This window comes from Streptococcus rifensis (assembly GCF_053203525.1).
On record NZ_JBRUCW010000003.1, the window covers coordinates 1 to 23,698 of the forward strand.

General features: G+C 41.0%; 25 protein-coding genes and 1 riboswitch. Of the genes, 3 read left to right on the forward strand and 22 right to left on the reverse strand.

Annotation, left to right across the window (positions count from 1 at the left end; all coding sequences use genetic code 11):
- Positions 1–270: 270 nt before the first annotated feature.
- From ACVRYP_RS02215 to ACVRYP_RS02225, 3 genes are read right to left on the reverse strand one after another with little or no spacing between them, the layout of a single operon-like run.
- Positions 271–1,206 (reverse strand): hypothetical protein, encoded by a 936-nt coding sequence (locus ACVRYP_RS02215; RefSeq protein WP_447467145.1) that lies wholly within the window; start codon positions 1,204–1,206, stop codon positions 271–273.
- A gap of 9 nt (positions 1,207–1,215) precedes the next feature.
- Positions 1,216–2,082, reverse strand: coding sequence for a homoserine kinase (gene thrB / locus ACVRYP_RS02220; protein WP_447467146.1), 867 nt, complete (start codon positions 2,080–2,082; stop codon positions 1,216–1,218).
- 1 nt (position 2,083) lies between these two features.
- A complete protein-coding gene (locus ACVRYP_RS02225; protein WP_447467147.1) occupies positions 2,084–3,370 on the reverse strand; it encodes a homoserine dehydrogenase in 1,287 nt (428 codons plus the stop codon).
- A 221-nt stretch (positions 3,371–3,591) separates the two neighbouring features.
- On the opposite strand from ACVRYP_RS02225, the gene ACVRYP_RS02230 reads away from it, so the two are divergent.
- Entirely contained in the window at positions 3,592–4,311 is a 720-nt protein-coding gene (locus ACVRYP_RS02230; RefSeq protein ID WP_447467148.1) for a pseudouridine synthase, read from the forward strand.
- Between the two features lie 84 nt (positions 4,312–4,395).
- On the opposite strand, the gene ACVRYP_RS02235 is transcribed toward ACVRYP_RS02230, so the two are convergent.
- The 4 genes from ACVRYP_RS02235 to pyrF form a co-directional block, all read right to left on the reverse strand.
- Positions 4,396–5,337, reverse strand: coding sequence for a glycosyltransferase family 2 protein (locus ACVRYP_RS02235; RefSeq protein ID WP_447467149.1), 942 nt, complete (start codon positions 5,335–5,337; stop codon positions 4,396–4,398).
- Between the two features lie 11 nt (positions 5,338–5,348).
- The gene (locus ACVRYP_RS02240) at positions 5,349–6,896 is read right to left on the reverse strand and encodes a glycosyltransferase-like membrane protein (RefSeq protein WP_447467150.1); all 1,548 of its coding nucleotides are present in this window, start codon (positions 6,894–6,896) and stop codon (positions 5,349–5,351) included.
- Between the two features lie 224 nt (positions 6,897–7,120).
- Positions 7,121–7,753: an orotate phosphoribosyltransferase gene (gene pyrE / locus ACVRYP_RS02245; RefSeq protein ID WP_447467151.1), complete on the reverse strand. Its 633-nt coding sequence runs from the start codon at positions 7,751–7,753 to the stop codon at positions 7,121–7,123.
- Between the two features lie 18 nt (positions 7,754–7,771).
- Entirely contained in the window at positions 7,772–8,470 is a 699-nt protein-coding gene (gene pyrF, locus ACVRYP_RS02250) for an orotidine-5'-phosphate decarboxylase (protein ID WP_447467152.1), read from the reverse strand.
- A gap of 292 nt (positions 8,471–8,762) precedes the next feature.
- Between pyrF and ACVRYP_RS02255 the strand changes: the two genes are divergently transcribed.
- Positions 8,763–9,680 (forward strand): LysR family transcriptional regulator, encoded by a 918-nt coding sequence (locus ACVRYP_RS02255; RefSeq protein WP_447467153.1) that lies wholly within the window; start codon positions 8,763–8,765, stop codon positions 9,678–9,680.
- Between the two features lie 55 nt (positions 9,681–9,735).
- On the opposite strand, the gene thiT is transcribed toward ACVRYP_RS02255, so the two are convergent.
- The 12 genes from thiT to ACVRYP_RS02315 form a co-directional block, all read right to left on the reverse strand.
- Positions 9,736–10,308: an energy-coupled thiamine transporter ThiT gene (gene thiT / locus ACVRYP_RS02260; RefSeq protein WP_447467154.1), complete on the reverse strand. Its 573-nt coding sequence runs from the start codon at positions 10,306–10,308 to the stop codon at positions 9,736–9,738.
- A 117-nt stretch (positions 10,309–10,425) separates the two neighbouring features.
- A riboswitch (TPP riboswitch) is annotated at positions 10,426–10,524 on the reverse strand.
- A gap of 235 nt (positions 10,525–10,759) precedes the next feature.
- Positions 10,760–11,488: a Gbs1250 family HEPN protein gene (locus ACVRYP_RS02265; protein ID WP_447467155.1), complete on the reverse strand. Its 729-nt coding sequence runs from the start codon at positions 11,486–11,488 to the stop codon at positions 10,760–10,762.
- On the reverse strand, positions 11,488–12,195 hold the full coding sequence (gene deoD, locus ACVRYP_RS02270) for a purine-nucleoside phosphorylase (protein ID WP_447467156.1): 708 nt from the start codon (positions 12,193–12,195) through the stop codon (positions 11,488–11,490). Before deoD ends, ACVRYP_RS02265 begins: the two co-directional genes overlap by 1 nt.
- Positions 12,196–12,511: 316 nt before the next feature.
- Entirely contained in the window at positions 12,512–13,321 is an 810-nt protein-coding gene (locus ACVRYP_RS02275; RefSeq protein WP_447467157.1) for a purine-nucleoside phosphorylase, read from the reverse strand.
- Positions 13,322–13,335: 14 nt separating this feature from the next.
- On the reverse strand, positions 13,336–13,743 hold the full coding sequence (arsC, locus tag ACVRYP_RS02280; protein WP_447467158.1) for an arsenate reductase (glutaredoxin): 408 nt from the start codon (positions 13,741–13,743) through the stop codon (positions 13,336–13,338).
- Between the two features lie 9 nt (positions 13,744–13,752).
- Positions 13,753–14,964: a phosphopentomutase gene (locus ACVRYP_RS02285; protein ID WP_447467159.1), complete on the reverse strand. Its 1,212-nt coding sequence runs from the start codon at positions 14,962–14,964 to the stop codon at positions 13,753–13,755.
- 50 nt (positions 14,965–15,014) lie between these two features.
- Complete coding sequence (gene rpiA / locus ACVRYP_RS02290) at positions 15,015–15,707, reverse strand: ribose-5-phosphate isomerase RpiA (protein ID WP_447467160.1); 693 nt, start codon at positions 15,705–15,707, stop codon at positions 15,015–15,017.
- A gap of 101 nt (positions 15,708–15,808) precedes the next feature.
- A complete protein-coding gene (gene folK / locus ACVRYP_RS02295) occupies positions 15,809–16,306 on the reverse strand; it encodes a 2-amino-4-hydroxy-6-hydroxymethyldihydropteridine diphosphokinase (protein ID WP_447467161.1) in 498 nt (165 codons plus the stop codon).
- Complete coding sequence (gene folB / locus ACVRYP_RS02300) at positions 16,303–16,662, reverse strand: dihydroneopterin aldolase (RefSeq protein ID WP_447467162.1); 360 nt, start codon at positions 16,660–16,662, stop codon at positions 16,303–16,305. The genes folK and folB overlap by 4 nt, the downstream gene beginning before the upstream one ends.
- Positions 16,663–16,669: 7 nt before the next feature.
- Positions 16,670–17,470 carry a dihydropteroate synthase gene (folP, locus tag ACVRYP_RS02305; RefSeq protein ID WP_447467163.1) on the reverse strand — a complete coding sequence of 267 codons (801 nt, stop codon included), beginning with the start codon at positions 17,468–17,470 and terminating at the stop codon, positions 16,670–16,672.
- 4 nt (positions 17,471–17,474) lie between these two features.
- Positions 17,475–18,041, reverse strand: a complete 567-nt coding sequence (gene folE / locus ACVRYP_RS02310) for a GTP cyclohydrolase I FolE (RefSeq protein ID WP_447467164.1) — start codon at positions 18,039–18,041, stop codon at positions 17,475–17,477.
- A gap of 15 nt (positions 18,042–18,056) precedes the next feature.
- Positions 18,057–19,319, reverse strand: coding sequence for a bifunctional folylpolyglutamate synthase/dihydrofolate synthase (locus ACVRYP_RS02315; RefSeq protein WP_447467165.1), 1,263 nt, complete (start codon positions 19,317–19,319; stop codon positions 18,057–18,059).
- A 568-nt stretch (positions 19,320–19,887) separates the two neighbouring features.
- Here ACVRYP_RS02315 and mnmE point away from each other — a divergent pair.
- Positions 19,888–21,261 (forward strand): tRNA uridine-5-carboxymethylaminomethyl(34) synthesis GTPase MnmE, encoded by a 1,374-nt coding sequence (mnmE, locus tag ACVRYP_RS02320; RefSeq protein ID WP_447467166.1) that lies wholly within the window; start codon positions 19,888–19,890, stop codon positions 21,259–21,261.
- A 99-nt stretch (positions 21,262–21,360) separates the two neighbouring features.
- Here mnmE and ACVRYP_RS02325 read toward each other — a convergent pair whose 3' ends face one another.
- The 3 genes from ACVRYP_RS02325 to ACVRYP_RS02335 are packed head-to-tail and all read right to left on the reverse strand — an operon-like array spanning position 21,361 to position 23,659.
- Positions 21,361–22,248 (reverse strand): CPBP family intramembrane glutamic endopeptidase, encoded by an 888-nt coding sequence (locus ACVRYP_RS02325; protein ID WP_447467167.1) that lies wholly within the window; start codon positions 22,246–22,248, stop codon positions 21,361–21,363.
- A gap of 9 nt (positions 22,249–22,257) precedes the next feature.
- A complete protein-coding gene (locus ACVRYP_RS02330) occupies positions 22,258–22,947 on the reverse strand; it encodes a CPBP family glutamic-type intramembrane protease (RefSeq protein ID WP_447467168.1) in 690 nt (229 codons plus the stop codon).
- Positions 22,931–23,659 (reverse strand): CPBP family intramembrane glutamic endopeptidase, encoded by a 729-nt coding sequence (locus ACVRYP_RS02335; RefSeq protein WP_447467169.1) that lies wholly within the window; start codon positions 23,657–23,659, stop codon positions 22,931–22,933. Before ACVRYP_RS02335 ends, ACVRYP_RS02330 begins: the two co-directional genes overlap by 17 nt.
- Positions 23,660–23,698 lie beyond the last annotated feature (39 nt).

Below are 23,698 nucleotides of genomic sequence, written 5' to 3' on the forward strand. Positions count from 1 at the left end.
CCTATCAATCCAACGAAAATAAAAACCAGTGGAACTTACCCTGACACGGATTTCCACTGATTTTATCATGTTTTCGCAGACTAACTTCCACGCGACTGGACGGTGGAACTTACTTTGGGAATTTAGCAGATTCACTGAATGACAAAAGATTTATAAAGCCTCACCTCGGTCAATTCTGCTTTTTTTCATTTTAAAATCAAGGAATCATAGTGACAATTATTAAACGAAAAACAGATGCCAACCTTTTGTTAACATCTGTTATGAATCATTTTATGACAACTCTCGGCTGGAAAATTTATTCTGGCTTTCTTTTAAAGCATTTAAAATAGTGGCTACTGAAGTAATTAATGTGAAAACAGCCAACATTCCCAAGTTGGTGAAATAGATTGATCTATCAATCGTGCCATCAGCTTTCAAGACTGGAATACCCTGAAAGGCCGTGAAAATATCGACTTGAAAATAGTTAGCAATCGAAATCGCCCAATCGAGTTCATTGGCAAAATAAGTCATGACTACGACAATGACAAGACAAATTATTGCTGATATAATCGAAAATTTCTTAGCTAAGAATTGGTAACCCTTTACAGTACATACTCCCATAATGATACCGGATAACATTGAAACATATCCGAGTTGGCTAACAATGACAATAGCAGCTACACCGATGAGAGATCCTAAAAATGCTCCTACTGACCCAATTAAGTAGTTCTCCGAAATTTGAGCTTGTTCCATTTCCAAATCAGCTAACTGCGTACTCAAACCATCGAAAGTTGATTGTGATAAAATACGAGGAGAACCCGAGACATTGTAGAAATTAATGTGATTCGTTTGTCCGTTTTCTTCACAAGCTGCTACATATCCATTGTTAGAAAGGAAGGCTACTATATCATCTAGAGCACTAAGAGTTTTAGTGATTCGCGATTTGGCCAAAAAGGCATTTTTTATAAAAAAATCAAGTCGGAATTTATGATGGTTAACTCTGGCGATAGACTTAGATCCTGATTGTCTCAATTCATTTGCTTCAATTTTGGACAAGAATTGCCCATCTTTAGCAACAGATGTTGAGATAACATAAGTCCGGCTATAGCCACTGTTATTCTGAGACCAGAAGTAAATCGGATAGCCTTGATAGTAACCATAGATTACATTGCTTTCTTTATCATAGATAAAGCCAAGACTTTGAACAGCTTTATATAATTTTTTCATTTTTTCTCCTCAATCTAAAGAAACAACAATCCCTTGCGTATCAACCGTTAATTCAGTCAAATCGCCATCAAAGTTCAATGCCTGTATAGCCTCACTTAACTCAGATAGTTTGTCTTTGCTAATTAGAACCATTATGGTCGGTCCAGCACCTGACAAATAAGTCGCATAAGCACCGTGCTTATGGCCTAATTGTTTAATGCTGTAAAATTCTCGAATGAGTTTTTGTCTATATTGTTCGTGAAACATATCAGCTTCAATTGCTTTTCCAGCAGTCTCCAAATCACCTTTTAAGAGGGCTGCAACAGCGACATTGGCAATTGAGGAAGCTGCGACAGCTTTTTTATAGGACATTTGATTAGGCAAAACACCCCGACTGTCTGATGTACGCAATTCATATTTTGGAATAAAGGCTAAAAAAGAACATTCTGGAAAATCAGACACAACAGCAGAAACTCGCTTATTAACATAGCTAGAAATGACAAGGTTGCCGAAAATAGCAGGGGCCACATTATCGGGATGACCTTCTATGTCAGTTGCCAGTTGCAACTTTTCCTCATTAGAGAGGTTGAGGTCTCCCAATTGATTGGCTAATTCAATACCAGCCACAATAACCGAACTAGATGAGCCTAGTCCTCTGGCTAAAGGAATATCGCTTACCATGTTAAGACGATGGGGTTTTAAATCAGACTTTATTTTTAGAGCAGTTTTGAGCAGTAAATTATGCTTATCATGAGGCACGTAGTCGAGATCGTGTTCAATAAACCAACCGTCAGCAGGCTCAATAATTTCAACGGTCAGGTAGCGACTTAAGGCCACACCGACTGAGTCAAAACCAGGTCCGATATTGGCGGAGGTGGCTGGTACTGTAATTTTCATCTTATTCTCCTAAAACACGTAAGATATTGTGAATTTCAAAATCAGCAACAGCTTTTAAGTCTTTTGAAACGTTATCCAGTTGTTTCTTATTCATGGCGTGTGTCACGATGACAATCCGAGCAGTTTCACCGTTGACCTGACTTTGAAGAATTTGTTTAAATGAAATTTGTTGCGCATTAAAAATTTCTGCAAGTCGCAAAATTTGTCCAGGTTGGTCTGGCGTTTGAATAGAGAAATAGTAATCACTCTTAATATCCTCAGCCTTAGCTAACTGTGCTGGACGTGAAAATTCATTGAAGGATTTACCAACTGTTTGGTCGTTCAATCTCCGGCTGATACGGATGAGGTCAGCAACAACAGATGTCGCTGTTGGTTTTTGACCTGCACCTGGTCCGTAGAACATTGACTCTCCTATACCAATAGATTCAACAAAGACTGCGTTCATAACACCATTCACACTGGCTAGCGGATGATGTTTAGGAAGGAAGGTTGGAGACACTTCTGCTGCTAGGCCAGAAGCCGTTTCCTCAATAGAAGCCACAAGTTTGATAACGTAGCCTAGTTCCTGTGCCAAGACAACATCATCAGTGGTCACGTCACGAATCCCTTTATGAACGACATCTTCAAAATTAATGGTCATGCCAAACCCAAATTGACTCAATATGACAGCTTTGTAGGCTGCATCAATTCCGTCAACATCATTGGTCGGGTCTGATTCAGCATATCCAAGCTCTTGCGCTTTTGCTAGAGCAGCTTGATAGGACCATCCTTCTTCGACCATTTTGGTCATCATAAAATTAGACGTTCCATTCAATACACCTAACATTCTTGTGATTTTGTCAGAAGTAAAGGAATTAGCTAAAGTTCTCAAAATGGGAATACCGCCAGCTACCGCTGCCTCATAATAAAGAGCGACCTGATGTTTTTGTGCAATTGCCAGCAAGTCCGCCCCATGGACAGCCAGCAAGTCTTTATTGGCAGTTACAACATGTTTCCCAGATTCAAGGGCTCGCGTGATGAAGGTTTTAGCCGGCTCAATCCGTCCCATCAACTCAACAACAATTTCAACATCAGTATCTGCCAGAATCTCGTCAATAGATGTCACAAAGTTATACTCATGTCCATCAGCCAACAAACGATTCTTTTCCTCATCGTCCTTAACAAGGACCTTTGCAATTTCAATTTCCGATTTCGCCGCTTGTTCGATCTTAGTTTTATTTTCCTTTAAAAGAAAAGGGACACCACTAGCAACTGTACCAAAGCCAAGCAAAGCAATTTTCACTGTCATAACGACTCCTTAAAAAACATTTTTTCTATTATATCAGATTTTTCAGAAAGTTTGTAGTAGTTCTTCTCTTTAATCTTCTGACCTTTGCTAAATCATAAGGTTCTTGTCTTTCCATATAATCGTTTAGAACCATAATGTTACCTTCAGTTTGAACTAAAATTTCCTCTATTTTTTAATAAACTGATGGTAAGAAGAAAAACTAATAATAAGATTGGAGCTTCATGCGCTTAGATAAATTACTTTGGAATCATGGGTTACACTCCAAGAAAAAAATCAAACAAGCCATCCGTCATCAACAGGTCATGATCGATGGCAAACCTGCAAGGCATATCGGGCAAAATGTGGATGCTTCCTTGCAGCAAATCTGTCTCTTTAATCAGCCTATTAAAGATTCGAGTCAGCTGTACTTCATGCTTCATAAACCAAAAGGCGTTGTGACAGCTGTTAAAGACTCCAGCAAACAAACGGTTTTAGACTTGTTAAAGCCTGAAGACCGTCCCCAAGGGATTTACCATATTGGCCGGCTCGACGCTGACACTGAAGGACTTCTTCTTTTGACCAACAATGGTCCTCTTGGGCTTCGTATGCTCCACCCTGATCATCACATCAGCAAGACCTATTTAGTTGGAGTTAACGCTACCATAGACTGGCGTGCTATTGTACGTTTTGATCAAGGGATAACATTTCGTGATGGCACGCGATGTCGTTCAGCCCAGCTCCAGATTCTTGAAAGTCGGCCAGGATATAGTTTAGCAACAGTGACCTTATCAGAAGGAAAATTTCATCAAGTTAAAAAGATGTTTTTAGCAGTAGGTAGCAAAGTAATCTCCTTAAAGCGTATCACCTTTGGTCCATTTGAATTAGATCCTTCATTGGAGCCAGGCCAATACCGTCCTTTGACTCAGGATGAACTGCTTTTATTGAAACCCTATTTAGATTAATACTAAATCTATAGATTTTTTTGCATTTATAAGCAATATCAATTTACAATAAGACCTTTCTGGTACACCAGTACCAGAAAGGTCTTATTTTTGAGCACGACTTCGTTCTTTGACAAGATAGACCGGACGTTTTTTGGTTTCCATAAAGACTTTTCCCAGGTACTTCCCAATAATCCCTAAAGACAAGAGTTGTAAGCCTCCAAGAAAGAGCATAATAACAGTCATCGATGGCCAACCAGCAACCGGATCGCCAAAGACCAATGTTTTAAAGATTACCAAAACTCCACCGGCAAATGCAAGCAAACAAAAGAACACCCCTGCAAAAGTGGCAATGCTTAGGGGAACTTCTGAGAAATTGACAATTCCTTCCACAGAGTACTTCAATAAACTCCAAAAATCCCAGCTTGTTTCCCCTGCCACACGCTCAACATTTTTATATTCTAAATACTCAGTCTTAAACCCAACCCAGCTAAAAATGCCTTTAGAAAAGCGATTGTATTCTGTGACTTCCAAAATGGCATCAACCATGTGACGACGCATCAATCGAAAATCTCTTGCCCCATCTACCATCTCCACATTTGAAATGCGGTTAATGAGATTGTAAAACTGCTTAGCAAAGAACGACCGTATGGGCGGTTCCCCATCCCTACTGGTCCGCCGACAGCCTACACAGTCCAAATCAGCATTAGCTTCCAAAAGTTGAACCATTCCTAGCAAGAGTTCAGGCGGATCTTGCAAATCTACATCCATGACAGTAACCAAGTCCCCCTGGGCTTCACGAAGTCCAGCATATAGGGCTGCTTCTTTGCCGAAATTTCGTGAAAAAGACAGATAGTTTACTGACAGATGAGATTGACTCAGCTGTCGCAAAACATCCAAGGTTTTATCTTTGGAACCATCGTTCACGAACAGATAGTCTAACTCATGGCGCCCAAGTAACTGTGCTTGAATTTTTTCCATCCCTTTAAAAAATAATGGAATGGATTCTTCCTCATTGTAACAAGGAACAATAACAGATAATAACATAAATACCTCTATTAATCATCGTAAGACGATGGTGTGTTTTTAAAAGTCCAATTGCCCCAACCTAAGGCTGCAATAAAGATAATTTGAGGGAGAAACTGGATTAAATAGCGGGATTTGCCACCTTCAAAGAGTTGAAGAAATAGCAAGCCTCCAAATAAAGCTAAGCCTAAGAACTGATTAGTCTGATCAAAGGGAGTTTTAGAATGGATAAAAAAGAACACTAGGCCCAAACTGAGTAGGACCCAAATAAATTGAATAAAATAATCATAATATTGAAAGCCTGATTCATCCGTATAGATTAGGTAATGACGGACGAACTGAGCTAAGCCGTTATTAACTGTTTTATCAGTTAACGGATTTATATAATCCGATTTTTCCTCATCAGGCGACTTGTAAATCCAATTGAGGTTGCCTTGACCAGTAGTTCGATATTGTTTGTAGAGTGTGTGATCTAGAAAACTTATTAGATTATACTCCTTTAACCGCCGCTTAATTTCAGCCAGCTGGTATTCATTTTTGAACATCCCATTGTTGTACTTGTCATGGTCTTCTTCAGGTAAATACTGTAACAATCCTTCTTTCATATCGGTTTGATCAGTCCCACTGTGCGTTAAACCCAAATTAATAAAGGTCAAAGCATTTTTTGAAAGACCATCTTCGGTCATAATAACCACTTCGGTCTGGTGGTCTTTATAATAGCCTAGCCCACCATAACTGATACCTAACCCTAGGAGAAAGACCAAAAAATAAGGAATCGTTTTCCGCAATGGATGATAACTAGCATAAACGACAAAGAAAGCAATGACAATAATGGCGCCTGTTGGTCGAAAAGCTAATCCCAGACCAGTCAGGAGACCCAAGAAAAGAAATCTCCACTTGTCCATTTTGGTTGGGTTATTGTTCAATATGGCAATCAAGGCGTAAATTTGAACAGCCAGAATCGGTAGAACCATGACATCTGTATACATGGCCATAAATTTTGGCGTCAGGAGAATTAAAAAATAGTAAAAGGTAAAGGTTCTATCCGCAACAGCCTGATCAAAATGACGTTTCGCTGCGAGGTAAAGAATGCTACCAGCTAAATGGGTATAAAGGATATTGAGTCCCTGAAGTACCCAAACTGCATGTTGCCCAAAAAGATGATAAAAGAACCGCTCATATAAAAATAACATTAAGTTATTAGGGTTTCTCGAAAGATAACTGGAGATAGACTTAGCAGGTATGGCTTCAATAGCCCCGTTAAAGACAACTGCAGCATCAGAACGGATCATCATGTCTGACGAAAGTAAAACAATGACCTGAAAAATAAGAGCTCCAAGAATTAGCCAGATTTTTTTGCTCATTAGCCAGCGATAACCTGCTTGAACCCTTGAAAATTTAAATTTCAGCAGAAACAAGGCCAGAAGGACAAGAACTAGAGCGAACACCAAGGCATTTAATGACTCGTACTTACTGTATATTTGCCAAAACCATGTGAGACTTGAGAGCAGCCATAATATGGAAATGCCAATCATCAAAATGTTTAAGATTCGAAAGGCGATGGTTATTATTTTTTGCATAATCTCTTCTTTCCTTTTGATAACCCTTCTAGTTTACCAAAAAAAAGAGAATTAATCTGATAAAAACCTTATTTAGAAATCAGCTTGCCTCAACCACCACTAATGACTAATGTTTTGATAAGCTTAGCTTCCTAAAAAACTCCTCTTTTAAAACAATCATTACCTCGTTCTCAGTGAGTAAAAATAGTTTCGAGAGGGGCTTCACTTTAAAGATTAAATTTATTTTAATCTTGCCAGGTTTCCTGATTATCTTTGAATTTTTCAAGCAAGACCAAACCTTCATGTGTGATATAGTCTTTTTCTTTCGCAACTTGGATCAACTGACTGTAGTCTGATAAGGTCTCTAAAGAAACACCTGCTTCTGCAAAATTTTTGTCGGCTTTCGGTAATTCATAGGTAAAGATAGCCACGACACCAAGGACATCTGCTCCTTCTCGTCTTGCCGCTTCAACAGCCTCAAGAACAGACCCCCCAGTTGAAATCAAGTCTTCGACAATCACCATTTTTTGTCCATTATGGATCCGACCTTCAACTTGATTACCAGCTCCATGTGCTTTAGGTTTACTGCGAATATAAGCAAAAGGCAGTTTCATCTTATCGGCGATTATGGCACCGTGTGGAATACCAGCCGTTGCGGTTCCAGCAATGACTTCCACTTCTGGGAATTTTTCCTGAATAGTTTCAACAAAACCATCTTCAATGCGCGTGCGCACCTCTGGATATGCTAATGTTACACGATTGTCTGTATAAATTGGGGATTTGATCCCTGAAGCCCAAGTAAAGGGGTCTTCTGGCTTCAAATAAACAGCCTCAATGGCTAATAGATCACTGGCAATTTGTTGGGCTAATGTTGACATGATAATCTCCTTTTCATTTTATGACTGTCCTGACCAAGCTGCTTTAATCGCCTGATAGCTAGCAACTGGGTTTTCTGCTTGGGTAATGGGGCGTCCAACGACGATATAGTCGCTTCCAATTTCCTGGGCTAACTCAGGTGTGACAACTCGTTGCTGATCGCCGACACTGGCTCCGGCAGGTCGAATACCTGGAGTCAGGCAGACAAAATTAGCAGAGGTGGCTTCTTTAATAGCAGACACTTCTTTGGCCGAGCAAACAACGCCATCGAGGCCTGCTTCAGCAGTCCGAGTGGCGTAATGAACCACCGAATCAACAAGACTTGTTTGAATATTTTGGTCTGCCTGCATCTGTTCTTGACTGGTTGAGGTGAGCTGGGTGACAGCGATTAATTTGGCTTTGTCTCCAAGACCGCGTCGTGCAGCTTTCATCATTTCAAGGCCTCCTGCTGCATGGACATTGGTCATATCAACATCCAATAAGGAGAGAACTCGCATGGCTGACTCAACTGTGTTTGGAATATCATGCAATTTCAGATCAAGAAAGATGGCATGCCCTAAAGATTTAATGTAACGAACGATTTCAGGACCAGTGCTATAGTATAGCTCCATACCAATCTTAAGGTAGAGTGATTCTTCCTTGGGAAATTGATCAAGAAATGTTTTGACGGTTTGAAAATTTGGAAAATCTAGGGCAATGATGGGACGTGGTTCTCGCATACTATTTCCTTTCTATCTGTAAAGAGTAAGGCAAAGAAAAATACCCCAACCGTCGAGGCCAGGGTACAGAAAAAAGACAGCGTCCACCAAAGTGATCTATCCTGAAATAGGTTTTTCCTGATACCTTGAAAGCCTCTCTGGACTTTGTTAAAGGTTATTTGTTTTACAATACCATGAATTGCAAATAATGTCAAGAAATAGTCTGGGCATGACATGGAAGAAAAGTGTAACATTGGGTTATAGTCTGAGCCTATAAGGCCACCTTTTAACAGTGTTGTGATATAATACAATCATGAGAATACAGCAATTACAATACATTATCAAAATCGTCGAAACAGGCTCTATGAACGAAGCTGCTAAGCAACTTTTTATTACGCAACCTAGTCTTTCCAATGCTGTAAAAGATTTGGAAAATGAAATGGGCATCGATATTTTTCACCGTAACCCTAAAGGAATTACTTTGACAAAAGACGGCATGGAGTTTCTCTCATATGCCCGTCAAGTCGTTGAGCAAACTGACCTTCTACTAGAGCGTTACAAGAGCCCCAGCGGGCAAAGAGAGCTATTCAGTGTCAGCTCTCAGCACTATGCTTTCGTGGTTAATGCCTTTGTCAGTCTTTTGAAGAAAAGCGATATGACCCGTTATGAACTTTTTCTTCGGGAAACACGGACCTGGGAAATTATTGATGATGTTAAAAATTTCCGAAGTGAAGTTGGTGTTCTCTTTCTGAACTCCTACAACCGTGATGTTTTGACCAAAATGTTTGATGATAACCATTTAACCTATACCAGTTTGTTCACTGCAAAACCTCATATTTTTGTCAGCACGACCAATCCATTGGCCAAAAAGACCTCTGTTAGACTTGAAGATTTAGAAGACTTTCCCTACCTCAGTTATGATCAAGGAACTCATAACTCCTTCTATTTTTCTGAGGAAATTCTCTCAACGGAGCACCATAAAAAATCAATTGTGGTCTCTGACCGAGCGACACTTTTCAACCTGTTAATCGGGCTTGATGGGTATACGATTGCTACAGGGATTTTAAACAGTAACCTTAATGGTGATAATATTGTATCAATCCCTCTTGAAGTTGACGATACCATTGAACTGATCTACATCAAGCACCAAAAAGCAAACCTCTCTAAAATGGGAGAACGGTTCATCGACTATCTCTTAGAGGAAGTCCAATTTAATGAGAATAAGTATTAAAATAACCTGCACCCAACATCTAACAATTGGGGTGCAGGTTATTCCTTTTTTAATATTACTTTTTATCCAGAAAGATAGATAGCAACGGTTGAGCTAGCCAAATCACCAGGATACAAGCCAAACCTTCTCCAAGTGCAGAGCTACCATTAACAACAAAAGAATAATAAACAGCACTTTGTCCTTCGGGTGCATATTGGCCCCAGAAAATAAAGCCGGCAATGAAATGGATAGCGTAGCGAGCTACTGTTCCAATCACGACACCTGTTAAAGTGTTCAAAAGAACTTTTCCTGTTTCCTTTCTTTGACGTGAGCGATCAACGGCAGGTTTCATAACCCCTGAAAGACCGATTAGGGCAAAGGCGACGAAATACTCTAAGAAGCCTTGAAAAAGTGTCAAAATACCACCTGCAGCTTCACCGGTTACGACTTGCAAAATGCCCCACAAGAAACCAGCTGCCATCCCAGCTTTAGTTCCCCAACGAAAGGAAACCAAAAAGATTGGCAACATCTTAAAGGAAAAAGAAATCCACGGACCAAGCTTCATCGGTTCTGTAAAGACATCCAGAATCATGGCCAAGGTTGCAAAAATAGCAATCTCGGTTAAGAGTTGAATACGACTACGGTTCATAGTAAAAACCTCCTAAAAAACTTTTCTAGCATAGACTAGTGAAACACAGTGATTGTGAGCTGTGTTTCGTCAACAGATGCCACAATCAAAACTGCAGAAGTTTTTCAGAAGGATTACTTCAGTCTTCTGCCACATCCCTACGCAAGTGCTAACTTGATCAGGTGATAAGAGTTTAGGCTAGGCCAATCTCAGCATTTCGCTCCTCTTGTGACTCTATCATTATACTATACTAGCAATTGAGAGACAAGTTCTTTGTCCACCCAAAATAGTCATTACAAGCCAAATCACATTAAAAAAAGCAATTGGATAACATAGGCTATACAAAAAGATGGTTCATGATGTCATCTAAAAGAAACACGATGAAAAATAAAAGCGAGAGTGACAGAAATATCAGTCGTTCCTAGACACTGAATTTTCTGTCACTCTCATCTATAAGCTTAATATTTCTAATCTATTTTAGCTCATACTTTTGAATAATGTGCGCATTAACTTTATCGAAATAAAACTCACTATCATACTGAACTCCCGTCTTTCGGGAAAGATCAATGAGAGTGTTCATAAATTTTTTTGAGGAGAAATTAGTCGTTCGTCTTAACTCTTTTTCATCAAATGGCTTAATCAAATGAGAAAGTGGGTTCCGGACTGAACGCTCTAGTTTACGAAGGCTGACCACTTGTTTTTTAGTATCTTCTGGATAATCTAATTGCAAAATCAGATTGGCCAAGCTATTAGAAGTTACATTTCGCTCAGGCTTGAAATGGCGAAGGATTTTTAAATCTGACCCCATCAACTCATCTCTTAACCATGTGTCATAACGGTCATCCTTAGTATCATGAATGTAATCCATGATATTGGGAATCTTTGCAGTCACAAGACGCATAAAAAGACGATAGATAAGTGGAGAAACCGCTCGGACAAAATCAATTATCTGAGCTTTTTTGAGCTTCGTTTCAAGGTCCAAAAGGTAATTTGCCAATTGCTCATCTTCTCTTTTCTGGTTCATTACCAATCCCAATTTAAAAGCCGGTCCTGTATGAAGTTCCCGTCGTTCTCGTAACATTTCAAGAACAACCATTAAGTCTTCAGGTATTTGGGCAATTTCGCTGGCAAAGTGAAATGCTGCATCATATTCGTAGAGCTTTAATAACAGTAAGAGGGTTTGTTTTTCTATTGTATTCATTAAGAGATTAATGTTTCTAGCCCAACCTTCATCATATCTGTAAAGGTGTTTTGACGTTCTTCAGCTGTGGTATCCTCCTCAGGATGAACAAGACTATCAGAGATTGTCATGATTCCTAGAGCTTGTACTCCATGTTGTGCAGCAAGGTAATAAAGAGCCGCAGCTTCCATTTCAATCGCTTTGACGCCGAGTTCACCTAAGCGCATGTTACGCTCCGGCATGTTAGAGTAAAACACATCAGATGATAAAACAGAGCCTACATGAGTCGTTAAGCCCAAATCTTTAGCGATATGATAAGCTTTGTCCAATAAGGTAAAATCAGCAATTTGTGGGAAATCAAACTCAGGAAAATCATTGCGGATGATATTAGAATTTGTCGCAGCAGCCTGAGCCAATACCAACTCACGGACATGTACATCTGGATCAATAGAGCCAGCCGTTCCAACACGAATAAGTTTTTTTACACCGTACTCAACAATCAATTCACGGGCATAAATGGAAATAGATGGCATTCCCATGCCAGTTCCCATAACGGAAATACGTTCTCCCTTGTAGGTTCCCGTGTAACCCAACATGTTTCGGACTTCGTTGAAGCAGGCTGCATCTTCTAAAAAATTCTCAGCGATGAATTTCGCACGGAGAGGATCTCCTGGAAGTAAGATTTTATCGGCGATTTCGCCAGGTTTTGCAGCGATATGAATAGACATTTGTTATTTTCCTTTCATTTTACAAGTTGTTAATCAACTTGGTAGATCATAGATTTTATTAGAAAATTAATTGTTAGATTGAGAAGAAAAATTCTAATTTCCCTGTTAAATCATTTTAATTAATTGACATAATTTAGAGGAAACCTGTTTCTTTCTACTCTATTTTTTATCCATAAAGTATAAGCTCAACACACAGTCCCTATGCAAAACCATATGAGTGGTCCTCTATCACTACTTTGATCAATTAATATCCCAAAGCCAGTCAGATAACTCAATAAACTGGCCACTATTTTCCAATTAATTTTCTTCATCTTTTTTATAACTCAGCTAAGACTGATTTAATCAAATGTTTGAATTCCCCTTTGATACGTTGAGTCACTTCTACCACTTCTTCATGGTTAAGTTCAGCTTGGAAGCCAGCTGCAAAGTTGGTAATGGCTGAGATACCTAATACCTTCATGCCAGAGTGGGCCGCAATAATGACTTCAGGGACTGTAGACATACCGACAGCATCCGCTCCTAGTGTCTTAAAGGCCCGGATTTCAGCAGGTGTCTCATAAGTAGGACCAGAACATCCAAGATAAACGCCTTCTTCAAGAGTGACATCTAGTTTTCCTGCAACAGCATGAGCTTTCTCACGGTAAGTCTTGGTGTAGGCATCGGACATATCTGGGAATCGAGGACCAAAGTCATCTAAGTTTTCACCAATCAATGGATTAGTTCCGGTCATATTGATATGGTCACTAATCAGCATGAGGGTTCCCGGGCCATACCCAATCCCACCAGCTGCATTAGTCACCACAACACTGTGGCAACCAAGGGCTTTCATAACCCGTACTGGGAAAGTCACGACTTCCATCGGATTTCCTTCGTAAAAATGGAAACGACCTTGCAATGCCAAGACTTTACGACCAGCTAAGTCCCCATAGACGAGCTTGCCAGCATGACCAACAACAGTAGATTGCCCCCAGTTGGGAATGTCCGCATAGTCAAGCACAATGGCGTTTTCAACTTCTTCTGCTAATTCACCCAGGCCAGACCCTAAAATCAAGCCAAATTCAGGTGCAATCAGGCCCTTTTCTTCTAAAAATGCTTTTGTTTCATTAATCTTTTCAATGAGTGACATATTTTCTCCTTTTCTTATTTGTTAATAACCTGTCCGTCTTCTTTTGTAAAGGGGTAGGGAAAGTCCTCTGGCAAAAGGTCTAACACCTTCTCCGAAGGGCGACACAATTTCGTCCCGAGAGGGCTGACAACTATAGGACGATTGATCAAAATGGGTTCTACCATCATGGCATCAAGCAACGCCTCGTCTGATAAGTTTTCCCTGTCTAACTCTAACTGTTCGTATTGCGGGACATTGTTCCGCAATACTTCTCTAACTGAAATCCCCATATCTGTAATCAGCTGAACCAAGGTCTCGCGCGTTGGTGGGGTCCTCAAATATTCAATGACTTCTGGCTCGATACCAGCATGCCGAATCATGGCTAGAACATTTCGCGAAGTACCACATTTGGGGTTATGGTAGATGGTAATGGTTTGAGTCATGCTACCCTCCTACACCAATTGCTCTAACAAACTTTCTCCAATCATAGCCTTCTCAACGCCGAAGTTTTCAGCAACTGTCGCTGAAATATCTGCAAAGTGTCCTTGTGGAATGACCCCACTCCCTTTCAAGGATTTTCCATAGATGAGAAGTGGAATGTACTCACGGGTATGGTCCGTTCCAGCGTAGGTTGGGTCATTGCCGTGATCCGCTGTAATCATGAGGAGGTCATTATCTCCGAGGTTTGCTATGATGTCTGGCAGTTGGCTATCGAACTCGTGCAAGCAATCACGATAGCCCTGCGGATTGCGGCGGTGACCGTAAAGGGCATCAAAGTCAACCAAGTTTGTGAAAGAAAAGCCCTTCTTGAATTCAGGTAATTGGAGGGTTTTGATTAAGGTTTCAACCCCATGAGCATTATTTTTGTTGTGTCCCATATCGTGATTGACACCAGAGCCATTGAAAATATCATTGATTTTACCAACTGAATACACGTCAATGCCGGCTTGGTCAAGCTTGTTCATGACCGTGTCTTGGAAAGGCGATACGGCGTAGTCATGGCGGTTAGATGTCCTAGTAAAGTTACCCGGCGTTCCCACATAAGGACGGGCAATGATACGACCCAGAAGCGCTGGACGTTCTAGGGTAATGGAGCGGGCATATTCACAAATACGATAGAGTTCCTCAAGCGGAATGATGTCTTCATGGGCTGCGATTTGAAGGACTGGATCCGCCGATGTGTAGATAATCAGCTCGCCTGTCTCCATCTGACGCGGACCAAAGTCATCGATAACAGCTGTTCCTGAGTAAGGCTTGTTGGCTTCACGAATAACTTTACGGCCTGAAAAGTCTTCAATCTTGGTTAAGATTTCCTCAGGGAAGCCATTCCAGAAGGTATCAAACGGCTCGGTAATGTTGAGTCCCATGATTTCCCAGTGTCCCGTCATAGTGTCCTTGCCGAGAGAGACTTCTTCTAATTTCGTCACATAGCCTGTCGGATGCTCAACCGCTGGAACGGTTTTCAATGGTGTTTCCCGTGGGATATTTCCCAGACCAATCTTAGCCATATTGGGCACATCAAGACCAACTGTTTTTGAAATGTGACCAAGAGTATCTGAAGCCCCATCTGGCACACCAGCGTTGACGAAATTGTTGGCATCTGGTGCAGCACCAATGCCCACAGAGTCTAAAACAACTAAATGAATACGATCAAATTGCGACATTTGTCCTCCTAATCTAGGGTGGTTACGGTTAGCACCCAAAACCTTTATAATTATTTATTATTATTTATATTTGGTGCGTCAAGTGTTTGCACACCGTCTTGCGATCCCACAATGACTTTATCAACAAAACCATTAAACAAGCCATGTTCGACAACACCGACAGTTCTGTCCAACTCTTGGGCTAGCACCTCTGGATTTTCAATCTTTTTCAAATCAAGATCAATAATAAAATTTTGCATATCAGTTACGAAGCGTTTACCATCTTTTTCACGGAAACTGGGTTGGTAACCCTTCGCTTTAAAATGACAAAAGAGATTTTCAGCTCCGTACTGAACAACCTCAACTGGGAGTTTAAAGGCACCGAGAGTCTCAACCATCTTACTCTCATCGACAATCCAAATATATAGTTTGGTATAGGTAGCGACAACCTTTTCCATCAGTAAGGCGCCACCCCCACCTTTGATGCCATTAAAATTTGAATCAACCTCATCAGCACCGTCTACAGTAACGTCAACAGAGGTCACTTCATCAATGCTTTTTAGAGGTATCCCTAAACTCTTCGCTTGAGCGCTAGTGACACTGGAAGTTGTAACTGCTGTTATGTTTAAACCTTCTTCTTGGACACGCCGACCTATTTCAGCTACAAAATAGTATGCTGTTGAACCAGTCCCTAGTCCTATTGTCATCCCGTCAGTGATGTACTTGGCTGCTTCAATACCAACTAATTGTTTTAACTGACTCATCGTCTCCTCCTAAATGTTGTCTCTACTTTCATTATACCAAGTTTTAGAGTATTTTGATAGCGCTAACGTTAAAAAGAAAACAGAGAAGGCCTCCTCCTCTGTTACTTAGGGATAAATGATTTGAACCAAATAACATCTTCTGTATCAATCTGATGCAGCAAGTCTTTAATCGTCTGCTTCGTTTTAGGATGAATGGCTGACTGAGCAATTTCAGCTAAGGGTTTTAACACAAAGCCACGCTCTGTCATATAGGGATGGGGCACTTTTAAATGTTCCTCATCGATAATCCGGTCGTCAATCATTAAAATATCGATGTCAAGTGTACGTGGCCCCCAATGCTCATGACGAACACGATCTAAATTTTTCTCTATTTCTTGGGTATACGATAAAAAGGTGTGCGGACTTAAATCTGATTGCGCCACTAAACAAAGATTTAAAAAATCATCCTGATCGGTTTTCCCCCATGCAGCCGTTTGATAAACAGAAGAAACCGTTAGCACTGTTGTTTTTGGTAGCTCGGCTATTGCGTTAATGGCTGAGTGCAGGTATCTCTCACGATCACCTATGTTACTGCCTAAACTGAGGTAATACTGACTCATCGTTGTCTTTCCAAAGTGATTCCGACATGGGCATAATGGCCAGCGATGGGCGGGTTTTCTTTTTTAATAGTCAATTTTACTGCATTGATTGGAGAAAAACCATCAAATAAATCTTCAATAATAGCTCCAGCTAATCGCTCAATTAACTGGTATTTTTGAGATTCAACACGATGTTTAATCGTTTCAAAGACATGACCATAATGAACAGTATCAGAAAGAGCGTCAGATTGGCTAGCAGCTGCCAAATCAACAGACAGCTCGCAATCGACTACAAAGATTTGGCCCAAGACCTGCTCCTCAGCAAAAGCACCATGATACCCATAAAATCGACAGTCTGTCAGAAAAATTTTATCCATTCTTGTCCTACTTTCTTAAAGGTGCAATTGCTTTGAGCACATCTGTATTGGCAGCAACATTGTGCACGCGCACCATATTACAGCCTTTTTCTATGGCATATGCTGACAAGGCGGCTGTCGCTTGGTCTCTTTCCAAGGGGCTGGTTCCACCACCCAAAAGAAAGTCAACAACACGCTTACGGGAGATACCAAATAAAACTGGGTAGCCTAGTAGGCAAACCTGCTCAAGCCCCTTTAGCAAATCAATATTTTGTTGAGGATTTTTGGCAAAGCCGAATCCTGGATCCAACCAAATCTTATCAGCAGAAAGTCCAGCATCCTGAGCAGCTTTCGCCCGATCTGATAAAAAGGCACAAACTTCTTCTGTGATATTCGTGTAACTTTCCTTTTCTTGGTTGTGCATGAGAATAATTGGAACTTGGTGTTCCACTGCTAATGAGAGCATTTGGCCATCATACAAACCTGCCCAAACATCGTTAATGATATCTGCGCCTGCGTCAAGAGCAGCTCTCACAGTCTCTGTTTTATAACTGTCTATCGAGACTAGGCAACCATAACGGTCTTTTATCGCCTTTATAATTGGAACCACACGGTTGATTTCTTCGTCAGCTGTAACAAATGCTGCACCGGGACGGGTAGACTCTCCACCGACATCAATGACGGTCGCCCCTTCAGCTAGCATTTTTTCCACTTGAGCCATAGCCTGCTCAGTAGCAACATAGTTTCCACCGTCCGAAAATGAGTCTGGGGTAACATTTAAAATCCCCATGATTGTCGGCCGCTGTCTTAATGTGTCAATTGTTATCATGTATTTACCCATTATAGATCATAGCAAGGATTTCCTTGCGCTGATCAATGTTGTCCTTGAAAATCCCTTTAGCTACAGTTGTTACAGTTTTAGCACCGGGCTTTTTGATCCCCCTCATGGTCATACAGAGATGTTCTGCCTCAACCATGACAAAAACACCCTCAGGAGATAAGGCATCGTCCAAGGCTGTCGCAACCTGAGCCGTCAGTCTCTCTTGCAGTTGTGGCCGTTTACTGGCAACTTCAACAGCTCGAGCTAATTTACTCAAACCCGTCACCTTGCCCTCACTAGGGATATAGGCCACATGAGCGACACCATAAAATGGAACTAAATGGTGTTCACACATGGAATAAAACGGAATATCCCTGACCAAGATGACTTCTTCATGCCCCTCTGAAAAGACTGCTGTAAATTCATCTTTAGGGTCCTTACCAAGTCCAGACCACATTTCCTCATACATTTTAATAACCCGTTTCGGCGTATCTAACAAACCTTCCCGATTAGGGTCCTCTCCCATGGCAACTAGCAGTTGCCGAATTGCTTCTTCAGCCATTTCGTGATTTTGTGTCATCTGTTTTCCTTTTCATTAGTAACGGTCATGAGGGATAAGTATTGCCCTAATTTCTGAAATAAAATACAAAGAACCAGTTATAAGGTAGAAATCGTCAGAGCTTGAAGACTCCCATTGAGCCAACCAATTCCTGTAATCAGCTTCTCTTGGCCACTCATTGGGATAAGCCTCTACAGGTAATGCTTTAGGGTAATCAAAGGTGGTCACTGTGACCTGCCCAAGAACTCCTAATTGTTCCAGCATGCTGTTAACAGGTTTTCCTTCGATAGCTGCAAAGAGAATATGAATGGGTTTATTCTTGTATCTAGAAGCAAGCAAATCACAAAGAGCCTTTACGGATTCATCGTTATGGGCACCATCAATCATAAGGTTAGGCGCAATTAACTCTGTGCGGCCAACCCATTTTGCTTGAGCAAGGCCATTCCTTATAGAGTTTTCTGTAACCTTAGGAAATGTTTCTTTCAGTAAAAGAGAGGCTTTAATAGCCAGACTAGCATTGCTGATTTGGTGTCCCCCAAGTAGACCAACTGAGATGTCATTTATAGCACAGCCTGCCTCATCCTGATATACCCCATTGGAGAGCGAAAAATGCCGACCAGCTTCGTATAATGGTGCTTTTAGGTGATGGGCAACCTCTCTGAAAACGTCTCTAACACTCTCCTTATCCGACGCAAAAATAAAGGGTACACTAGGCTTCATCGCACCAGCCTTTTCTCTAGCAATCGCCTCATGGGTTTCACCTAATATAGCTTGATGGTCCAAGCCAATCGATGGACAAAGGGTTAAGAGAGGGGTAAAGACATTTGTGGAGTCAAGCCGACCTCCAAGTCCGGCTTCAACCAGAACAATATCAACGGGATTGATTTCAGCAAAATAGTAAAACATCATCACCGTAATGATTTCAAATTCTGTCGCTGGTTCATGGCCTGTCTCCTTTGGCAAACGCTCTACAATTGAGTAGACAGCCTCTACTAAGGCTATCAACTCCTCTTTACCAATCATTTCGCCATCAACTGAAATTCGCTCCCGAAAATCGATGATAAAGGGTGAGGTAAAGCTTCCCACACGATAGCCAGAACCAGTGAAAATCCGTTGTAAATTGGCAACCGTTGAACCTTTGCCATTTGTGCCAACAATATGGACAGCTCTTATTTTGTTCTGAGGGTTATCCAATCGCTCTAGCATCCAGGTCATCCGTTTCAAACCCGGTTTAATTCCAAATTTTAACTTGCCATGAATCCAGTCTAGACAGTCTTCATAGGTTTTTGGTTGATTCACAAAACACCTCATACTCTTATTGGTCTCTGTTTAGCTTGAGGATCATCAAAACAATTTTCAACTCACTACTCTTCACTCTGTTTTTGATTTCCTTTTACAAAACGTTGACATAACCAATTGCTAGGCATATCTTTGCAGATATGTACCGAGATTTCACCCTCAGAAAATTTTCATAAAAGTATTATATCACAACTAGATGATGAAAAAAAGAAACCCAAGTGGATTTCTACCGCTTTTAGTACATGTCCTTGTAATCTCGCACCATATTTATCGGTATCATCATGATTTGGAGAACCATCAGAAATAGTAGAAATTGAGATAAAGGGTCAAAAGGGTAAAATAAGAACCATAAAACCAATAAGCACAGGCCGTAGACTTTTTGAAACAAGCTTTTGTATGAATGCATAAAAAAGCCTCCTAACAGTAATCCGATTAACAGTAGGGCCATAACTCTAAAATAAACGTATTAGGTCAATTACTATCCTCCTTTTGGCATGATAACCCCCTCATCAGTCATCGGTCAATCCCGGCCCTTGCATCCCTCCTTTAATTGCGTTAAAATAACCTTATGATTACCAAAGAATTTGATACCATTGCTGCTATTTCAACCCCTCTTGGTGAAGGAGCTATTGGCATTGTCCGCTTGTCTGGTTTAGATGCCTTAACCATCGCTAATCGCGTGTTTAAAGGAAAAAATCTCACAAAAGTTGCTAGCCATACCATTAACTATGGCCATATCATCGACCCTCAGACCCGAGAGATTCTAGACGAGGTGATGGTGTCGGTCATGTTAGCCCCTAAAACCTTTACCCGTGAACATGTCATTGAAATCAATGCGCACGGTGGCATCGCCGTGACCAATGAAATCTTGCAACTGCTGATTCGTGAAGGGGCTCGCATGGCAGAGCCAGGTGAGTTTACTAAACGTGCCTTTTTAAATGGCCGGGTGGACCTCACTCAGGCTGAAGCCGTCATGGACATCATCCGTGCTAAGACCGACAAGGCTATGAATATCGCTGTCAAACAGTTGGATGGCTCCCTCAAACATCTGATTGACAATACACGTCAGGAAATCCTCAACACCCTCGCTCAAGTGGAAGTCAATATTGACTACCCTGAATACGATGATGTGGAAGAGATGACGACTCAGCTCCTTCGTGAAAAGACGGAAGAGTTTGCCAAACTCTTGTCAGATCTTCTGCGCACAGCCAGACGGGGCAAAATCTTGCGTGAAGGCCTCTCGACTGCCATCATCGGACGCCCTAATGTCGGTAAATCCAGTTTGCTTAATAATCTGTTAAGGGAAGAAAAGGCTATTGTAACAGATATTGCCGGTACCACACGGGACGTCATTGAGGAATATGTTAATATCAAAGGGGTTCCGCTGAAGTTGATTGATACAGCAGGTATTCGAGAGACAGATGATGTTGTCGAGAAAATCGGTGTTGAGCGCTCTAAAAAAGCCCTTGAGGAGGCTGATTTAGTACTGTTGGTACTTAATAGTGCAGAGCCACTCACTGAACAAGACCGCATTTTACTTGACATCAGTGCGTCTAGCAACCGTATCATCTTGCTTAACAAGACCGATCTCCCTCAAGTCATTGAACGTGACCAGCTACCAGAAGACGTCATTCCGATCTCAGTTCTTACCAATCAAAACATTGACGCTATTGAAGACCGTATCAATCAACTCTTCTTTGATAATGCTGGCCTGGTCGAACAGGATGCCACCTACCTTTCCAACGCCCGCCACATCTCACTGATTGAAAAAGCCCTTGAAGCCCTCAATGCGGTTAACGATGGCCTAGCTCTAGGCATGCCAGTTGATCTGCTTCAAGTGGACATGACACGGTGTTGGGAGATTCTAGGTGAGATCACCGGTGATGCCGCACCAGACGAACTTATCACTCAACTCTTTAGCCAATTCTGCTTAGGGAAATAACAAAAGACGCGGGACTATCGTCCAACGTCTTTTTGTCTGCTTACAAACTTTAGATGTCAACCTGATAAGCTAATGGTTCGACCGTGCGTTTTTAAAGGTCTACTTTTGCAAAACCTGTTTCGGTTTGACAAAGAGGTCATAAGCTAGCCAAGCCACTATGGCTAATTGAACTATAACGCTGATAATGCTTCCTTCAACACCAAAGGGAACACCGGATAACCAGTTAGGTCCATGACTGGAAACATGGATAAAAGCATCACCTGTCGCTGTACCACTTACTGGAAACGCAAAGACATTGCCCTGGAAACAGTTCCAAGCAGCATGAAACCCACTGATCACCCAAAGATTGTTGGTTTTTAACATGACCAAACAAGCTAAAACCGCAAAGATAAAGAGATCAAGCAAAGGAATCCAACTAATCCCATCATTGCCTAAATGAATGGCTGTAAAAAAGAGAGATGAAATCAGTATGCCAAGGGGAATATTATTCTTGGCGCTAATAGTGGTGAACATCCAACCCCGGCATAAAATTTCTTCAGTTGTCCCCTGAATTGACCAGGCTAGTAACAATGGAATGAATTTTAACCATGTTTTCATTGAAAAATCAAATGCTTCGATGGTCACCACGCCAACAGCCATCATCAGTAACACACAAACAATCAACACAACTGCCCCAAAGGCCCAGCCCTTTAAGAACTCCTTAAAGGCGTTGGCCTTGGACATGCCTAACCCTTGCCAGGGAGATTTCTCCTGAAATCTAGCCCAAGCAATCACGACAATTGCAATAAAAGCAAAAGTAAACAGCTCCACTAAGAGCATCAGATACTCGTCCGACATGACTTGCGGAAAGGCAAAAGGCACCCAAAGCAAGGCAATAATACCAAAGATTTCGCCAGTTATTAAAAGACCATACCCTAGTAAAGGCGCCGACCACCAGCTAAAATTCTTAGCAGATCGCTTTTTAGCATCAATAACGGATTCTAGCATGAAAACCTCCTAAAGAAAATAATATAACAAACCTAGTCCAAAGACATCAGCAATAGCGTGCGCTATAAAAAATGGAAAAAGATTTTTGTCTGTCGATTTTTGATATAAAGTATACAAATACCCACCAAACACTAAGCCGATACCAATGGCTGGTACCATTCCTTGGTAAATATGAAAAATAAAGCGAATAAAGAAAGAAAAAGGAAGAACCCATTTCAAATCTTTTTGAGAAACGGACTGGCATATCCCAAGAAAGAAAATTTCTTCATAAAAACCATTGAGCAAGGCGTAAAGCACAGAGGAAAACTCAACATGATTTAACACCTCTGAAAAGGGCATGGGAAAGGGAAGGCTTATGGCAATAGGCTGTGTCACGATAAAGAAAACATCCATTAAGAATGCTGCGCCTATAAAGATCAGAACTGCTTTTCCCATCCCCTCCAAAGTCACCTTTATGTTCCATCTCTTAAAGTCAAATCTTCTCACCCAAAGATATAGGAAAGCAAGACCTAATAGAAAGCCTTGTAAAAGTAGACTATTATAATTGTCTTGAGTTGTAAAGGCAACTGCATTTTCAGCGGTTGTCGCCTGATTAAGCAGGTCCTGATAACCTAGGATGGCTAAGATGGTGGCTTCGCCAAACAGTATCACAGTCACTATCAGAATATCAAACCATTTAAGATCAGTCAATCGCTTCACGAGACACCTCCTTCTTGCTGAACACAAACATAACGATGATCATTATGACGCGTAATATTAAAAGAACTGGAATGGCAAATGCAACTAGTGGGTAATGCGTTAGGGCTCCACCCACTAGCATATAGTCCCAGAAAAAATGATCTAGTGCTAACAGTCCTATTTTTTGCGTAAACAAGTACAAGAAACCATAAAAAACACCCATCAAAGTGGCTAAAAGAACCTGAATCAAAACTTGCTTTAAGGGACTGCCACCGAGTAAGGCAACGAGATGAGAAAGACCAAACAACATGGATGAGTATAAGATAGCTTTTGGAAGAGGCAATTTAGTTAAAAAAACGGATAACATGATTTTTCTAAAGAGGACTTCTTCTCCGGCTCCAACCAACATTGTTGTTAATATTGGAAGAACAAAAGTCCAACTAATTGTAAAATGCTTTACCCAAAAGAAACCCACGATTAGAAAAGGTATCACCACACTAATCATCAAAAAAGAGAGCCTCTGTTTAAAAGGAAACCGATAGGCTAACCTTTTTTTATTTCTCCACGAAAAAATTATGACTAAGAGAGTAGCTAGCGCCGAAAACGGCAGACGCCAAGCCACAAATTCAGGACTTCCATAGGACATTCCAAACAGAAAACTTAGTACTAGATAACTTGAAATAATAATGCCCATGTAACCCCAAAAGGCTTTAGATACTTGTTTATAAGACATCGTTTCCCTCCAATTCATTGTTTATAGTTAGCTTATCAT